Genomic DNA, 16,360 nt, shown 5'->3' with positions numbered 1-16,360 from the left:
CGCCGCAGTGTAGGCACCCTCCCTACCGCTCCCCGCCCGGCCGGCGGGCGATCAGGTACGCCTGCGGGCCGCGCTCGTACCCTTCGGGCTCGCGTAGCAGGCGGGCGTGCACGGCGAACCCCGCCTCGACGAGCTGCGCGGCGATCCGCTCCGGCGGCAGCCAGTGAACGTCGTAGGAGACGGCATGGCCGTACGCCTGGGCGAGGCGGAAGCGCTCGTCGCCGGCCTTGAAGGCGAGCAGCAGCCACCCGCCCGGGGCGAGCACCCGACGGAAACCCGCGAAGACGCCGGGCAGCAGCTCCGGCGGCAGGTGGATGATCGAGTACCAGGCGACCAGGCCGCCGAGGCTGTCGTCGGGCAGCGGCAGGTCGGTCATCGAGCCGACGCCGAAGCGCAGCCCCGGCCAGGCGTCCCGGGCCACCGCGACCATCCCCGGGGAGAGGTCGAGCCCGGCCACGGTCAGCCCCAGGTCGCGCAGGTGGGCAGTGATCCGGCCGGTGCCGCAGCCGACGTCGACGACCGGCCTCGTGCCGCCGACCGGCCCGCTGCCCTCGACCAGCTCCGCGAAGGTGGCCAGCATCGCCCGTTCCAGCGGCTTGCCCGCCAGCTCGCCGTGGATCAGCCGGGCATAGTCGACCGCCACCGTGTCGTACGCGACTCGGGTTTCCCGTAACCACTCCGGCTCCCCCATGGCCGGCAACCCTAGCCGCCGGCCGCGCGCGGTGGCGGCCCCGACACAGGCGGCGGTTGCCCTTTGGCGGGCGGCAGACAAGCAGCGCGGCGGGCGGTCGTCAGCCGAACCATGTGAGCGCCTGGCCGTGCGGGCGGGTCCAGGCCAGCGGCCGGTCGTCCAGGGTCAGCAGGTTGTGCAGCGTGTCGTCCGGCGGCTCGGGCAGGCCGTCGCGGCCCAGCACCTCGGCCGTCTCGTTGGCGACCCAGTGGCCGGGCAGGGCGCGTACCGTCTCGGCGAACGCCACCCGGCGCGACGGCGGCACCAGGTAGAGCACGGCGGTGTGGAAGACCACCAGGGTTGCGTCGGCCGGCGCCCGCGCGGCCAGGGCCGGCAGGTCGTCGACCAGATCGCCGCGGACCAGCAGCGGCGGGTCGGCCGCCGCGATCGACGCGACGGCCCGCAGCCGGGCCCGCCGGTGGGCGTGCTCGGGCCAGATGAGCGCGTCCAGCCACGCCACGTCGGCCGGGTCGGTGACGTCGAGCGGGTTCAGGTCCAGGCCGGCCCGCCACACCACCTCGGGGCGGCGCTGCGGCGGGGCCGTCCCGGTGAGCGCGCACTCCAGCACCGGCTCACCCGCGCCGAGCAGATGATCACCGTAGCGGTAGGCGTACCGGTCGGGGTAGAGGCAGAGCCCGGCGGACGCCCCCACCTCCAGCAGGGCGAGCGGCTGCGGCAGCGCGGCGAGCACCGGCAGCAGCACTGCGCACCGCCCGGCCTCGTTGGTCTGGGTCACCCGGACCCGCAGCTCCGCCTCGATCGCCGACCAGTGCGCCACCGCGAAGTCGCGGAACGCCGCCGGGTCCTCGACCGGGCCGCCGAGCAACCGGACGACGCCGAAGAGCAGGTTCGGCTGCCGCCGCGCCGGCGGAAGCAGGTCGAGCAGCGCGAGCAGCGCGTCGTCGCGGGAGACCGCCAGGGCCAGCCGCTCGTACGCGGGTGACACGCCGCGCGCCTCCCGGGCGGCGAACGCGGCGTAGGTGGCGGCGGTGCTCGTCTTCTCCCGGGTCACCGGGACAGGCTAGTGGAGACCCTCGCGCTCAGTGGGCCCTCAACTCGACCACAGGCGGCAGGCCCGCGAGCCGACTCGTGGCTGCGGGCAGGGGCTCAGCTGCCCTCGGTCCAGTACCGCTGCAGCCGGGCCACGGCTGCCTCCTTGCTCATCGCCGCTACCGTCGACTCGTCGAGACCGACGCGGGCGATGAGCAGATGGACCAGCTCCGCCGGCAGGGCCTCCGCCGGCACCGAGGGCCCGCCACGGTGCGGTAGGTCCCGGTCCCGTACGCAGTTCCAGAACTCGCCTTCGGAGACCTGGAGCTGGTCTCGCAGGATGTGGCTCCAGAGCGCCGGGCCGTAGGTGCTCCGATCCACCGGGTGCGAGATCCTGGTCCGGAGAATGCGCCCATCCTTCAGGCTGAGTTCATACGTCACGTGGTGGGTGCCGGTGCGCCCTCGGGCATCGCGGACCCGCTGCCATCCTTCGTTGCGGCAGAACGAATCGTGATGTTGTCGCGTCGGCGGCGGCCAGCTCATCGCTGCGACCCGACCAGCCAATCGCGCAGTTGGGCGTCGTCGCTGAGACTCACCAACTGCACCAGAGCCCAGTTGTCGGCGTGGTTCGGCGCGTTGAGCAGCCGGTCCTGCCAATCCTCCGCGTATTCGCGCAGGGCGAGGATCATCTCGTCGATCGCCTCGTCGAAAGTGGCCCCGTCCGCCGCCACCGGATGGCCCGGGAGAAAGACCGACCAGCCGCCCTCTTCGGGGACCACCTGCGCGTTCGACGGGGTCACCGAGGCAAGGAAGTACCGAAGCCGCTCCTGGTCCACGAGCGCCGTACGGCGGGTGTCGCGGCGGACCGTAGCAACCCCGCCCCGCTCTGCCACATCCAGCAGATCCTTCAAATGCGCGCGGGCGTCCGTGTAGCTGTCGTAGTGCACACCTGCCATTACCGCCCCCCTCTCCGTCAGAGCATGCCCAAGCAGCGCAAGTACGTCAAGTACTTCACGTACTTGGGAGGTGAAGCCCGTGGAACGACGTCGGCGGCCGGGACCGTGGTCCCGACCGCCGACGTGTTCACCAGCCCCCGGCCCGGCGAGGCCGGAGGTGGTTCACTGCTGTCAGCTGCAGCCGCTCGTGGAGCCGCAGCCCTCGCAGACGTAGCAGCTGCCGGCCGGGCGCATCTTCGTACCGCAGGTGAAGCAGAGCGGTGCGTCGGCGGCCTTGCCGATCACGGCCTCCAGCAGCTCGGTGCTGGAGCCGACCGACGGTGCCGGCTTGGCGGCGGCGACGTCGGCCATCTCCTGCGCCGGCTGGGCGATCGGGCCGGTCTTCGGCTCGGGCGTCGCCATCGGGGCGGAGGCCGCCATCGCGGTCAGCTCCCCGCTGACCGAGGCGCTCTCCGCCTCCGCCTCGGCCCGCAACTGGGCGGCCCGCTCCTTGGCGGTGAAGATGCCCAGCTCGGCGCGGCGCTCGTACGGCAGGAAGTCCAGGGCCAGGCGACGGAAGATGTAGTCCATCACCGAGGCGGCCATCCGCACGTCCGGGTCGTCGGTCATGCCGGCCGGCTCGAAGCGCATGTTGGTGAACTTGCTGACGTACGTCTCCAGCGGCACCCCGTACTGCAGGCCGATGGAGATGGCCACCGAGAAGGCGTCCATCACGCCGGCCAGCGTCGAGCCCTGCTTCGACATCTTGAGGAAGACCTCGCCGAGGCCGTCGTCGGGGTACGACGACGCCGTCAGGTAACCCTCGGCACCGCCGACGGAGAAGCTGACCGTCTGCGACGGGCGCTTCTTCGGCAGCCGCTTGCGCACCGGGCGGTACTCGACGACCTTCTCGACGACCTTCTCCACCTCGGCCGGGGCCTCGACGGCGGCGACCGTCTTGTTCGGCTTGGCCACCGATAGCGGCTGGCCGACCTTGCAGTTGTCCCGGTAGATGGCCAGCGCCTTGAGGCCGAGCTTCCAGCCCTCGAAGTAGATCTTCTCGACGTCCTCGACGGTCGCCTGCTCCGGCATGTTGACCGTCTTGGAGATCGCCCCGGAGATGAACGGCTGGACCGCCGCCATCATCCGCACGTGCCCCATCGGCGCGATGGAGCGCTCGCCCATGGCGCAGTCGAAGACCGGGTAGTGCTCCGGCTTCAGCCCGGGGGCGTCGATGACGTGGCCGTGGTCGGCGATGTGCTCGACGATCGCCTCGACCTGCTCCTCGGGGTAGCCGAGGCTGCGCAGGGCGCGCGGCACCGTCTGGTTGACGATCTGCATCGAGCCGCCGCCGACCAGCTTCTTGAACTTGACCAGCGCCAGATCGGGCTCAACGCCGGTCGTGTCGCAGTCCATCATCAGACCGATGGTGTTGTGACTGACGAAACCGGACGCCACGTAGGTGACGTTCGCCGGCACCGAGAGGTCGTACGTCGGCTGGACTCCGCCGTCCTCGTTCGCGGCGACCGCCTCGAAGAGGTACCCGAGCGCCTGACCGAGCCGGTCGTCGCCGGTCTCGCCGAACAGCCGCATGGCCACCCCGCGAGGCACGCCGCCGGTCTTGCGCAGCGACTGGACCACCGCGTCACGCAGCTCGTGCCCGACCGGCGCCAGCAGCTCCCACACGTCGCGAGGCAGGTGGATCCGGTCCCGGTTGCCCGTCTGCGTCGGCTCGATCACCAGGAGGCGAGCCTTGCGGTCACCGATGAAGCCGACGATCTCCTCGAACCCGACCGCGTGCTCCATGTTGCGCAACCGGATCTGCCACATGTCCGAGCCCATGCCGCTGGTCGTCCGGCGGGTGGTCGTCGCCATCCCGAGCGTCAGCAGCAGGGTACGCACCTCGGTGGCGAAGGAGTCGGACGCCGTCGACAGCGACGGCACACCGGCCACCACCGTCCCGTCGGCCTCGAAGAGGCCGCGCAGGAAGGCCGCGTACACGGTGACGTCGTTGGTCTCCAGCAGGGCCGACGGGACCCGGGGCACCCAGCCCTTGCCGCTGTGCCCGACGTCCGGCAGCGTCTTGGCGAAGCCGGCCGCCTGCCACCACCGGGCAAGCCGCACCGACTGCAGGGTCACCTCCTGGTAACCCGTCTGCGCCGTCACCACCGGCTCCAGACCGAAGAGCCCCTTGCCGAGCACCCGAAGGCGCTCGACGACGTCCAGGTCGGTGTCCGCCACGCAGAACCGGAGGCCCTTGGCGTGCAGGCTGCCGTCGCCCATGAAGTAGCCGACCAACTCGGCCAGCTCCGCGTCCACCGAGTCGGGCACGTGCACCCGCCGGTCATCGGTGTAGTACGCCTGGTCGAGCACCGGAAGCGGCACCCGCCGTGGCTCGCCCACCAGGGTGCCGAGCTGGATCGGCACCAAGTCGCCCGCGGCGACCTCCGCCATCCGCTTCCAGACCCACTCGCCCGTCACCGGGTCGACGACCTTGATCCGGTGCGCCAGCGTGCCCTGGATCCGGTAGCCGCCATCGGTGACGACCCGACGGGTCGGCTCCTCCCCGTTGACGAAGAACTTCGTGGCCTCGCGTGCGCCCTCATCGGTGGAGACCCGCATGTCCAGGTCCTGCCAGCGGTCGCCGTAGACGTCGCCGATCTCGCCGAGGCGCATCAGCCCCCGGTCCGTGGTCACCATCGTGTCGGCGGTGAGACACCCGGTCGGTGCGAGCACACTGGCCTGAGAGTTGCGCCAGCCGACCCGGTCGCCGATCTTGTTGCCCTGGGTCCACTGCTTCGTCGCCTCGCGGACGAGCGCGGTCGCCACCGTGCTGGTCGGCTTGATCTCGTCGTTGGCGGCGGCGTGCTTGCGCATGACCCGCTTGTGCGGCTCGGCGTTGCGGGCGTAGCCGTCGTACGCGCCCACGATCCCGGCCAGCTCGGCGGAGCGGCGGTACGCGGTGGCGTTCATCAGCGAGGTGATCGCGGCGGCGACCGAGCGCCCCTGCTCCGAGTCGTACGGCAGGCCGGAGGCCATCAGCAGCGCGCCGAGGTTGGCGTAGCCGATGCCGAGCTGCCGGTAGGCGCGGGTCGTCTCGCCGATCTTCTCGGTCGGGAAGTCGGCGAAGCAGATCGAGATGTCCATGGCGGTGATGACGAACTCGACCGAGCGGACGAACTTCTCCACCTCGAAGTTGCCGTCGGCGCGGAGGAACTTCATCAGGTTCAGCGAGGCCAGGTTGCACGAGGAGTTGTCCAGGTGCAGGTACTCCGAGCACGGGTTCGACGCGGTGATCCGCCCGGTCTCCGGGCAGGTGTGCCAGTCGTTGATCGTGTCGTCGTACTGCAGGCCCGGGTCGGCGCACTCCCAGGCGGCCTGCGCGATCGTGCGGAACAGCTTCTTGGCGTCGACGGTCTCGATGGTCTGCCCGTCGAGCCGGCCGCGCAGGTCGAAGCCGCCGCCGTGCTCCACCGCCGACATGAACTCGTCGGAGACCCGGACCGAGTTGTTGGCGTTCTGGTACTGCACGCTGACGATGTCGGAGCCGCCGAGGTCCATGTCGAAGCCGGCGTCGCGCAGCGCGCGGATCTTGTCCTCCTCACGCGCCTTGGTGACCACGAACTCCTGGATGTCCGGGTGGTCCACGTCGAGGATGACCATCTTGGCCGCGCGCCGGGTGGCGCCGCCGGACTTGATGGTGCCGGCGGAGGCGTCCGCGCCGCGCATGAAGCTGACCGGGCCGGAGGCGTTGCCGCCGGAGGAGAGCAGCTCCCGGGAGGAGCGGATCCGGGAGAGGTTGACCCCGGAGCCGGAGCCGCCCTTGAAGATCAGCCCCTCCTCCTTGTACCAGTCGAGGATCGAGTCCATCGAGTCGTCGACGGCCAGGATGAAGCAGTTGTGCACCCGCAGGTTTCCGGCGAGGAACTCGCCGCTCTCCGTCTGGATGTCGTAGACCTCCATCGCGCCGAGCGGCTCGACGCGGTCGATCTCCAGCCGCTTGACGCCACCGGCCGACCGGCCGGCCTTGGCGAAGCTCTCCTCGAGCTTGGCCATCTTCTCCGCGCCGACGAACCCGATGTGGGTGGCGAAGAGGTCCCGGTCGCCGTCGTTCTGGATCCGGACCGACCAGCAGCCCTGGCGGTTCGGGCGGGGGTCCGGCTTAGGCCCGACGCGGGAGAAGATCCCGAAGCGCAGCAGCAGGCTCTGCACCCCCCGGATGAGCTTCTCCGAGACCATGTCCACCGCGACGAGCGTCGACTGCTCGCGCGCCGAGACGTAACCCTCGGCCTGGAAGATGCTGCGCAGGTACGCCGCCACGACCGGCAGCGGCGCGGTGAAGAGCTGCTGCGGCACCTCCATGTCGGCGCCGCGGGTGAGCAGGTCCCACTTCTGCACGAACGGGCGCAGGTGCTCGCCGTAGAGGCGGGTACGCCGGCAGTCCAGCTCGTCGCTCTGCGTCGTCACCGTGCGCTCGTGCCGGTGCGCGTCGCCGAAGACCTCGTCGAAGGTGCCGGTGACCCAGTCCAGCTCGTCGTCGTTGACGGTCATCGCCTCGATCGTCAACGACCGGTTGGTGCCGTGGTCGTACTGGCCGACGAAGCCGTCGGACTGCAACCAGCCGGCGAGCGCGGCCTCGCGGATCTCCCGCAGGTCGATCTCGCTCTCGCCGTAGGCGTACGTGCGGTGCCACTCCAGCCTGTCGCCGGGGGCGAGCGTGCCGGCCTCGACCCAGTGGCCCGTGCCGTCGCCCGTGCTCTTCCACACCACGTGGTCGGGCGTGACGTCGAGCTGGTAGCCCGCCTTGGTGTGCAGTCGGATGACCTCGCGCACCCCGTTGGCCTTGACGGCGACGATCCCGGTCAGGCCGGTGCCGTCGTACACCTTGGTCCCGACGGCGTTCTCCTCGACCAGCTTGCCGATCGGCACCAGGCCGGCGGGCGTGCTGACCAGCGAGTCGTACGGCAGGCACGCGCTGACCTGCTGGGGCGAGGGCGTGCCGACGTTGAACCAGACCGGCGAGTTGAAGCTGAACACCTGGTGCAGCAGCATCCAGGTCAGCTCCTGGCCGAAGACCTCGGCGTCGGCGGTGGTGGCGAAGTAGCCGTGCTGCTCGCCGGCCGCCCGGTAGGTGTCGACGACCCGGTCGATGAGCTGCCGCAGCGACCACTCCCGCTCCGGGGTGCCCACCGCGCCCCGGAAGTACTTGGTGGTCACGATGTTCGCCGCGTTGACGCTCCAGGACTCGGGGAACTCCACCCCGCGCTGCTCGAAGTTGATCGAGCCGTCCCGCCAGTTCGTCATCACGACGTCGCGGCGCTCCCACGCCACCTCGTCGTACGGGTGGACCCCGTCGGTGGTCCACACCCGCTCGATCTTCAGCCCGGCACCGGCACCGGCCTTGGTCCGCGTTCGGCTGGCTGTCACGCCGTCCCCCGCCATCTCATCCGCCCCCTCGTCTGCGCGGCCACCCGCCGCGCGTCGCACTGTCAGAAACCAGAAAAAATCAGTTGGTACGGCCGGCGGCCCCCGCCGCCGCCCCGGCAGCACCCTCCGCCCCGGCGCCCTCCCGGGCGCGGGCGGCGGCGCGCAACATCTCGATCTCGCGCTCGAAGTCGGCTAGCGAGTCGAACGAGCGGTAGACGCTGGCGAAGCGGAGGTACGCCACCTCGTCCAGCTCGCGCAGCGGGCCCAGGATCGCCAGGCCCACGTCGTGGCTGGGGATCTCGGCGGCGCCCTTGGCCCGGACGGTCTCCTCGACCTTCTGGGCGAGCAGGGCGATCGAGTCCTCGTCGACCGGCCGCCCCTGGCACGCCTTGCGCACCCCGCCAATGATCTTGATGCGGCTGAACGGCTCGGTCACCCCGCTGCGCTTGACCACCGCCAGCACCGCCTCCTCGTGGGTGGTGAACCGCTTGCCGCACTCGGTGCAGGAGCGCCGCCGGCGGATCAACTGGCCGTCGTCGGCCTCCCGCGAGTCGACGACCCGGGAGTCGGCGTGGCGGCAATATGGGCAGCGCATCGCCTGACCTCCTTCATCGACGGCGGGACCACCGGGCACTCCGGGCACGCGGAACCGCGGCGCCGACCCGTGCATGGGTCGCCGCCGGGAACGGTAGCGGGAAGTGCGGTCGGTAGTTGAACCCAACCTGTAGGCGACTTACGCCCGTGTGACTACTACATCTAGGGGTCGACGGTATGCGCCCCGCCGACCGTGGTCAAGTTCGTCGGCGTGTCCGGCGAGTCGCCAGAATCACCCCCGCACCCCCTGCCCGCTGCCCCGCCGATGGCTCAACGGGGCAGCGCCGGCCCGGTCACGCCGCAACGACCGATCGCGAGCGGAGCGGCCGACGGTCGAACGGATGTTCGACACCGCGTACCATTTATCAGAACAGGTGTTCGGATTTCTCGCTTTTCCAAGCCGACACGCCGGCAAAGGTCGTACAGATGTTTGAAAATGACCGAGGCCACCTATACGGTCAGGAACGACCGGGCTCGGCGGGAAGCCGCCGGACCGGCCGAGACACCCCGCGCGCACCACGAGCCGCCGAGGCACCCAGCGCCGACCAGGGAGGACGGACGTGACCGAGGATCGGGCCAGCCGGCCGAAGAACCCGCAGCAGATCGCCGAGGCGGGTCCGCCGGCCGCCCGGCGCCCCCGCGCCGCGCGCAGCCGGACCGGACAGCCGGCCGTCCGCGCGGTCACCCCGGTGGTCAGCAGCTTCCCCGACCCGGCCACGGTCGACCTCACCGCCCGCCAGCGCCGGATCCTGGAGTTCATCCGCACCTGGGTCGAGCGGCACGGGTACCCGCCGAGCGTGCGCGAGATCGGCGAGGCCGTCGGCCTGGTCAGCCCGTCCAGCGTCGCCTACCAGCTCAAGGAGCTGGAGAAGAAGGGCTTCCTGCGCCGCGACCCGAACCGGCCGCGCGCGGTGGACGTCCGCGCCCCCAGCGACATGATCGACGACGAGGCGTCCCGCTCGCAGCGGCCCACCCCGGCGTACGTGCCGATGCTGGGCCGGATCGCCGCCGGTGGGCCGATCCTCGCCGAGCAGGCGGTGGAGGACATCTTCCCCCTCCCGCGCGAGCTGGTGGGCGAGGGCGAGGTCTTCATGCTCCAGGTCAAGGGCGACTCGATGCTCGACGCCGCGATCTGCGACGGGGACTGGGTGGTGGTCCGCCAGCAGCCGAACGCCGACTCCGGCGAGATCGTCGCGGCGATGCTCGACGGCGAGGCGACCGTGAAGACCTACCGGCACCGCGACGGCCACGTCTGGCTGATGCCGCAGAACCCGGCCTTCGACCCGATCCCGGGCGACGACGCCACCATCATGGGGCGGGTCGTCGCCGTCCTGCGCCGGATCTGACCCTCCGCGCGGAGCGCCCCGAGCGGGGGCTGCCGGCGGCCGGGCGGGCTGGCCGACCGGCGCCCCGGTCCCGAAGGAGTTGATCGACTTCGTGTGCGGCACATTGTGGCCTGCGGTCGCGCGGATGCCCCAACGTGCCGCACACGAAGTCCGGGTGTCGCCCGATGCTCGACACGTACCGCCGACGGGCGCCGGCACCGTTCGGCCTCAGTAGCGGTCGCCGCGGTACTCCCGGCCGCCGCCGGGCGCCTGGCCGTGGCCACCCCGCCCCTGCTCGGGTCCGCCGTCGCCACGCCGACCCGCGCGCGGGTGCCGGGGGGTCTGCCCCCTGCGCGGGGGCTCGGCCCGGCCGCCGCCGTGGGGCCCGCCCCGCCCCGCCTGATCGTCGCGCCCCGGCTGCCCCCCGCCCGGGGGCGGGCCGCCGGCGGGCTGTCCGCCGTACACGCCGCCACCGGCGGGACGGCCTCCGCCGCCGCCGTACACGCCGCCGCCCTGGCCACGCCCACCGCCGCCACCGGCGGGACGCCCGTCACGACCGGCGGGTCCCCCGCCACCACCGGCCGGCCGGCCACCGCCACCGGCGGGTCGGCCGCCACCGCCCGGAACGCCAGGGCCACCGCCAGAGCCGCCATCGAGGCGAGCGGTGCCGGCCGCCGGACGACCAGCGGCACGACCGCCGCCGCCGGAACGGCCACCGCCCGGACCGCCGGGACGGCCACCGCCACCGTCGGCACGAACGCCCGCGACGGCGGGGCGGCCGGCACCGGGGCGACCGGCACCGGGGACGGCGGGCGCGCCGCCGTACACCCCGCCGGAGGTCGCCCGCGCCGGGCCGAGGACCGCCGGCGGGCCGCCGTAGCCGCCGCCCGGACGGTCGCCGTCGAAGCCGCCGCCGGAACGACCGCGACCGGGTTCGTCGTCGAGCGGAAACTCGTCGCGCTCCGGGCCGTCCGGCCTGCCGCTCGGGTCGCCGACCCGCTTGGGGCGTTTCCGGGCCCGCACGATGCCGAAGATGCCCGCACCGACCATCAACGCGCCGAGCACACCGACCGCCGCGATCAGGTAGGTGATCTCGTCGATACTCAGCCCCTCCATCCAGGACTTCTTCGCCGCCGGCTTGGCCGGGCCGGCGTCGCCGGTCAGCGCCTCGGCACCGGTGGTGGCCGGCGTGTAGGACAGGATCTCGATGGGGTCCTCCGGGGCCAGTTCGCCGCCGTCGGAGACCGTGAGGAAGGACTTGCCGTCCGGCGTGTAGGCGATCGCCTCGCCGAACGGGTCGGTCAGCGGCGTCACCCGGGGCTTGGCACGGGTCAGGGCCCCGACGATGTCGCCGTTGGACACCTCGTACTCGAAGGCGTCAGCGTAGGTGCGCAGCACCACCTTCGTGCCGTCCGGTGAGCGGGTGGCGCCGGTCACGGCCACCCGGCCGATCGTGTTCAGCACGTTCGGCGTGTTCGTCTTGGGCAGGGAGACCTCGCCGACCCTGTTCATCGGCACGGGCGCGGTGTCGCCGCTCCTGAGCTTCCCCGCCGGGGTGAAGATCTGCGCCTTGCCGCTGGCCACCTTCGTGATGATCAGCGGCTTGCCGTCGTCGCCGATCAGCAGCGCCTCGGCGTCGTGCGGCTTGTTCTCCGGGTAGGAGAGGCGGTGCAGCACCGGCCTGGCCGAGCCGTCTGCCGGCATGCTCCACACCGCCACCCGCTCGCGCCGCTGGGCGCTGGTGATGTTGTCGCCGATGTCGGCGATCCAGAGCGTCTTGCCGTCCGGCGAGAGCGCCAGGTCCTCGGTGTCGAGCGGGCCCTTGCCCGAGTAGCTCACCGGCTCCCTCGCCAGCTTGCACTTGGTGTCGAGGAAGAAGACCCGCTTGCGGCTCTCGATGTCGGTGCCGTCGTTGATCACCACGTATCCGCGCGGGGTGGCCGCCAGGCCGGAGAGTTCCCGAAGCCGTTCGTCGGCGATCGTGCAGCGCTTCTTGCCGGGGGTCGGCTGGGGTGCCGCGACCGCCGGCGCGGCAAGGGTGGCTCCGGAGAGCGCCATGGTCACCCCGAGGGCAACCGTGACCGAGGAAACAGCGCGGCGCATGGGGTCAGTGTCGCATGCCCGGTTGACCATCAGGCTCACGCCGGGGAGCCGAAATTGAGTCGCCATTCACGACAGTCGGTCGCGTCCGGCCGGCGTCGCCGGTCCCGGCCCGTCGTCGCCCGCATCGGTGAAGGTGGCAGCCGTGCCGTCGCCGACGGGCGAGGGCCGGCCGCCCCCGGGGCCGGCAGGCCGGCCCCGGGGACGTCGTCAGCGGGCGTCGGCGGTGACGAACGTGTCGGCCGTGACGAACGGGCCGAGTTCGGCGGCGAGCGCCGCACCGACCCGCACGTGCAGCAGCGTCCCCTCCGGCAGGTGGGCGGTGCTGAGCACCTCGCCCTGCCGGTGCACGCGGGCCACCAGGTCACCCCGGTCGTACGGGAGCACCGCGCGGATCTCCACCGCCGGCCGGGGCAGCCGCGCCTCGATGGCCGCCCGCACCTCGTCGATCCCTCGCCCGGAGCGGGCCGAGGCGAAGATGGCATCCGGCCAGAGCCGCTTGAGCCGCAGCAGGGTCTCCTCGTCGGCCGCGTCGGTCTTGTTGACCACCAGCAGCTCGGGCAGCCGGTCCGCGCCCACCTCGGCGAGCACCTCGCGGACCGCCCGGACCTGCTCCTCCGGGTCCGGGTGGGCGCCGTCGACGACGTGCACCACCAGGTCGGAGTCGGCGACCTCCTCCAGGGTCGAACGGAACGCCTCGACGATCTGGTGCGGCAGGTGCCGGACGAAGCCGACGGTGTCGGAGAGCGTGTAGACGCGACCGTCTTCGGCGGTGGCCCGCCGGGTGGTCGGGTCCAGGGTGGCGAACAGGGCGTTCTCCACCAGCACCCCGGCGTTGGTCAGCCGGTTGAGCAGGCTGGACTTGCCGGCGTTGGTGTAGCCGGCGATGGCCACGGCGGGGACCGCGTTGCGGGAGCGGCGGGCGCGCTTGGTCTGGCGCACGGTCTTCATGCCCTTGATCTCCCGGCGCAGCCGGGCGATGCGGGTGCGGATGCGTCGCCGGTCGGTCTCCAGCTTGGTCTCACCGGGGCCGCGCAGGCCGACGCCGCCGCCCGCGCCGCCGCCGCGGCCGGAGCCACCGCTCTGCCGGGAGAGCGTCTCGCCCCAACCACGCAGCCGGGGCAGCAGGTATTCGAGCTGGGCCAGCTCGACCTGCGCCTTGCCCTCCTTGCTCTTGGCGTGCTGGGCGAAGATGTCGAGGATCAGCGCGGTGCGGTCGACCACCTTGACCTTGGTGCGCTGCTCCAGGTTGCGCAGCTGCGACGGGGAGAGCTCACCGTCGCAGATCACGGTGTCGGCGCCGGAGGAGCGCACCATCGACCCGAGGTCGTCGACCTTGCCCCGGCCGATGTACGTCGCCGGGTCGGGGCGGCTGCGCCGCTGGATCAGCCCCTCCAGCACCTGCGAGCCGGCCGTCTCGGCCAGGGCCGCCAGCTCGGTGAGGCTGTTGTCGGCGTCGGTCTGGCTGCCCTCGGTCCAGACGCCGACCAGGACGACCCGCTCCAGCCGGAGCTGGCGGTATTCGACCTCGGTGACGTCGGTGAGCTCGGTGGAGAGGCCAGGGACCCGCCGCAGCGCCTGCCGCTCCGACAGCTCGAACTCGCCCGTGGTGGCGTCGTGCTCGTCGTCGTCTGAGAAGGGTACGAAGGTCTCCTGGTCGCGCAAGCTGCGCCTCCCTGTCCGTCGTGCGGCAAGCCTGCCGGCTTTTGCGGCATCCTGCTTGTTATGCGGCATGTTGCTGGTTTGCGGCATGTTGCTGGTTATGCGGGCAAGCGACGACTTTCTGTCGCGTACCAGCAATCCTGACACGTAGCAACGCGGGACGCACCCGCTATATGCCCGCCGCGCGGGCGCCCAAAAGTGGGGGCGAATGCGACGGCGTTCGGGTGGGCGGGTAGAAATGCGGGCGACATCAGACCCGCCGATCAGCGTTGACGGAGGCAATCCCGTGGGCATCACCCGACTTCCGAGCGCCGGGTTCTCGATCACCGTTCGGATCGCCGTGACCGCGGACGCCTCCTCCATCGGCCGGCTGACCACCTCCGTCGGCGAGGCCGGGGCGATCGTCACCGCGCTGGACGTGGTCGACTCCGACCCCACCAGCGTGCTGGTCGACCTGACCTGCGACACCGCCGACTCGAGCCACGCCGACCAGGTGGTGGAGGCGCTCACCGCGCTCGACGGGGTGGACGTGCGCAAGGTCTCCGACCGCACCTTCCTGCTGCACCTCGGCGGCAAGATCGAGGTCACCTCGAAGGTGGCGCTGCGCAACCGTGACGAGCTCTCCCGCGCGTACACCCCGGGGGTGGCCCGGGTCTGCATGGCGATCGCGGAGAACCCGGCCGACGCCCGGCGGCTGACCATCAAGCGCAACACGGTCGCCGTGGTCAGCGACGGCTCGGCCGTGCTCGGCCTGGGCAACCTCGGGCCGGCCGCGTCGCTGCCGGTGATGGAGGGCAAGGCGGCGCTGTTCAAGCGCTTCGGCGGGGTGGACGCCTGGCCGGTGGTGCTGGACACCCAGGACACCGACGAGATCGTGGCGATCGTCAAGGCGATCGCGCCCGCGTACGGCGGGATCAACCTGGAGGACATCGCCGCGCCGCGCTGCTTCGAGATCGAGGCCCGGCTGCGTGAGCTGCTGGACATCCCGGTCTTCCACGACGACCAGCACGGCACCGCGATCTGCGTGCTGGCCGCGCTGACCAACGCGCTGCGCGTCGTGGGCAAGCAGCTCGCGGACGTGCGGGTCGTCGTCTCCGGGGCCGGCGCGGCCGGTACGGCGATCATGAAGCTGCTGCTGCGCCAGGGCGTCGGCGACATCATCGCGTGCGACCGGCAGGGCGCCCTGCACCGCGGCCTGACCGGGCTGAACCCGGCCTGGCAGTGGCTGGCGGAGAACACCAACAAGGAGAACTACGCGGGCGACCTGGCCGGGGCGGTGCGCGGCGCGGACGTCTTCATCGGGGTCAGCGCCCCGAACCTGCTCACCGGCGACGACATCGCCACCATGGCCAAGGACTCGATCGTCTTCGCGCTGGCGAACCCGGACCCGGAGGTGGATCCCCGGGAGGCGCGCAAGCACGCCGCGGTGGTCGCCACCGGCCGCTCCGACCAGCCGAACCAGATCAACAACGTGCTGGCCTTCCCCGGGGTGTTCCGGGGCATGCTCGACGCGCACGCCGAGGAATTCACCGAGGAGATGGCGATCGCCGCCGCCCGGGCGATCGCGGACGTGGTCGGCGAGGAGAAGATCAACCCGACGGTGATCGTGCCGAGCGTCTTCGACGCCCGGGTCGCCCCGGCGGTCGCCGCGGCCGTCCGCGCCGCCGCCCAGAACCGGACCCCGCCCCCCGCCGCCGACCCGGGCCCGGCCGACCTCCCCGCCACCGCCGCCACCGCCAGCGCCACCCCCTGATCCCAGGGGTTACCGGGTGGTGGTGCCGGTGGCTACCAGGATGGCGGGGCCCGTCAGCCAGCAGGAGTCGGTGGTGATGGTCACCGTCAGGCGGCCGCCTGGGACGTCCACCGTCACCGTTCCCGTCTCCCGGTCGGCGTCGCGCAGGGCCACGGCGGCCACCGCGCAGGCGCCGGTGCCGCAGGAGAGGGTCTCCGCCGAGCCGCGCTCGTAGACCCGCATGCGCACGTGCGCGTCGGTGCCGTCGACCGGGTCGCCGGGCGCGGTGAACTCGACGTTGACGCCGGTCGGGAAGATCGTGGGGTCGAACTCCGGCGCGCGGGTCAGGTCCAGGGCGGCCAGGTCCAGGCCGCCGGGGAGCGCGCAGACCAGGTGCGGGTTGCCGACGTCCACGGCCGCGCCGGGCAGGGTCAGCGCGCCGAGGGTGGCGGTCGACGTGTCGTACAGCCGGGGGCGGCGCATCTCGACGGCGATGGCGTCGCCGTCGACGCGGGCCCGCACCAGGCCGGCGCGGGTGGCCACCGGCAGCACCCCGCCGGTCGGCGTGGCCAGCCCGGTCTCCAGCAGGTAGCGGACGAAGACCCGGGCCCCGTTGCCGCACATCTCGGCGAACGACCCGTCGGAGTTCCAGTAGTCCATGAACCACTCGGCGTCGCCGGCCTGCCCGGCGCCGTCGGGGTGCTTGGCGGCCCGCACCACCCGCAGCACGCCGTCCGCGCCGATGCCCCGCCGCCGGTCGCAGAGCGCGGCGACCGACTCCGGGGTCAGGTCGAGCGCGCCGTCCGGGTCGGGCAGGAGGACGAAGTCGTTGCCGGTGCCATGTCCCTTGGTGAACTCCACGCCC

10 protein-coding genes and 5 pseudogenes are annotated in these 16,360 nt (G+C 72.2%); 2 read left to right on the top strand and 13 right to left on the bottom strand.

Annotation, left to right across the window (positions count from 1 at the left end):
- Nucleotides 1–22: 22 nt before the first annotated feature.
- The 10 genes and pseudogenes from ACLQ2V_RS10690 to nrdR all read right to left on the bottom strand — a co-directional run bounded on the left by ACLQ2V_RS10690 (nt 23) and on the right by nrdR (nt 8,677).
- Complete coding sequence (locus tag ACLQ2V_RS10690) at nt 23–691, bottom strand: class I SAM-dependent DNA methyltransferase (RefSeq protein ID WP_425718220.1); 669 nt, start codon at nt 689–691, stop codon at nt 23–25.
- Nucleotides 692–791: 100 nt separating this feature from the next.
- On the bottom strand, nt 792–1,742 hold the full coding sequence (locus ACLQ2V_RS10685; RefSeq protein WP_425718219.1) for a DUF2332 domain-containing protein: 951 nt from the start codon (nt 1,740–1,742) through the stop codon (nt 792–794).
- Nucleotides 1,743–1,837: 95 nt separating this feature from the next.
- Nucleotides 1,838–2,101 carry a hypothetical protein gene (locus ACLQ2V_RS10680; protein WP_425718218.1) on the bottom strand — a complete coding sequence of 88 codons (264 nt, stop codon included), beginning with the start codon at nt 2,099–2,101 and terminating at the stop codon, nt 1,838–1,840.
- Nucleotides 2,102–2,259: 158 nt separating this feature from the next.
- A complete protein-coding gene (locus ACLQ2V_RS10675; protein WP_425718217.1) occupies nt 2,260–2,676 on the bottom strand; it encodes a type II toxin-antitoxin system HicB family antitoxin in 417 nt (138 codons plus the stop codon).
- A gap of 171 nt (nt 2,677–2,847) precedes the next feature.
- Nucleotides 2,848–4,089, bottom strand: a pseudogene (locus tag ACLQ2V_RS10670) (vitamin B12-dependent ribonucleotide reductase); the annotation flags it as partial.
- Nucleotides 4,090–4,644, bottom strand: a pseudogene (locus tag ACLQ2V_RS10665) (LAGLIDADG family homing endonuclease); the annotation flags it as partial.
- A 723-nt stretch (nt 4,645–5,367) separates the two neighbouring features.
- A pseudogene (locus tag ACLQ2V_RS10660) lies at nt 5,368–6,564 on the bottom strand (adenosylcobalamin-dependent ribonucleoside-diphosphate reductase); the annotation flags it as partial.
- 177 nt (nt 6,565–6,741) lie between these two features.
- A pseudogene (locus tag ACLQ2V_RS10655) lies at nt 6,742–7,623 on the bottom strand (LAGLIDADG family homing endonuclease); the annotation flags it as partial.
- Nucleotides 7,624–8,097 (bottom strand): annotated as a pseudogene (locus ACLQ2V_RS10650) (vitamin B12-dependent ribonucleotide reductase); the annotation flags it as partial. It abuts the pseudogene before it with no gap.
- Between the two features lie 64 nt (nt 8,098–8,161).
- Nucleotides 8,162–8,677: a transcriptional regulator NrdR gene (gene nrdR, locus ACLQ2V_RS10645; RefSeq protein ID WP_425718216.1), complete on the bottom strand. Its 516-nt coding sequence runs from the start codon at nt 8,675–8,677 to the stop codon at nt 8,162–8,164.
- Between the two features lie 559 nt (nt 8,678–9,236).
- On the opposite strand from nrdR, the gene lexA reads away from it, so the two are divergent.
- Nucleotides 9,237–10,022 (top strand): transcriptional repressor LexA, encoded by a 786-nt coding sequence (gene lexA / locus ACLQ2V_RS10640; protein ID WP_425718215.1) that lies wholly within the window; start codon nt 9,237–9,239, stop codon nt 10,020–10,022.
- 207 nt (nt 10,023–10,229) lie between these two features.
- On the opposite strand, the gene ACLQ2V_RS10635 is transcribed toward lexA, so the two are convergent.
- Together ACLQ2V_RS10635 and hflX are read right to left on the bottom strand one after the other, a co-directional pair.
- A complete protein-coding gene (locus ACLQ2V_RS10635) occupies nt 10,230–12,104 on the bottom strand; it encodes a hypothetical protein (protein WP_425718214.1) in 1,875 nt (624 codons plus the stop codon).
- 207 nt (nt 12,105–12,311) lie between these two features.
- The gene (gene hflX / locus ACLQ2V_RS10630) at nt 12,312–13,766 is read right to left on the bottom strand and encodes a GTPase HflX (RefSeq protein WP_425718213.1); all 1,455 of its coding nucleotides are present in this window, start codon (nt 13,764–13,766) and stop codon (nt 12,312–12,314) included.
- Nucleotides 13,767–14,001: 235 nt separating this feature from the next.
- On the opposite strand from hflX, the gene ACLQ2V_RS10625 reads away from it, so the two are divergent.
- A complete protein-coding gene (locus ACLQ2V_RS10625) occupies nt 14,002–15,516 on the top strand; it encodes an NAD-dependent malic enzyme (RefSeq protein WP_425718212.1) in 1,515 nt (504 codons plus the stop codon).
- A gap of 9 nt (nt 15,517–15,525) precedes the next feature.
- Here ACLQ2V_RS10625 and dapF read toward each other — a convergent pair whose 3' ends face one another.
- Nucleotides 15,526–16,356, bottom strand: a complete 831-nt coding sequence (gene dapF, locus ACLQ2V_RS10620; RefSeq protein ID WP_425718211.1) for a diaminopimelate epimerase — start codon at nt 16,354–16,356, stop codon at nt 15,526–15,528.
- Nucleotides 16,357–16,360 lie beyond the last annotated feature (4 nt).

Origin of the sequence: Micromonospora sp. DT233 (assembly GCF_049841815.1) — a bacterium.
GTDB lineage: Bacteria > Actinomycetota > Actinomycetes > Mycobacteriales > Micromonosporaceae > Micromonospora.
This window is presented reverse-complemented; position numbering and strand designations above follow the sequence as displayed.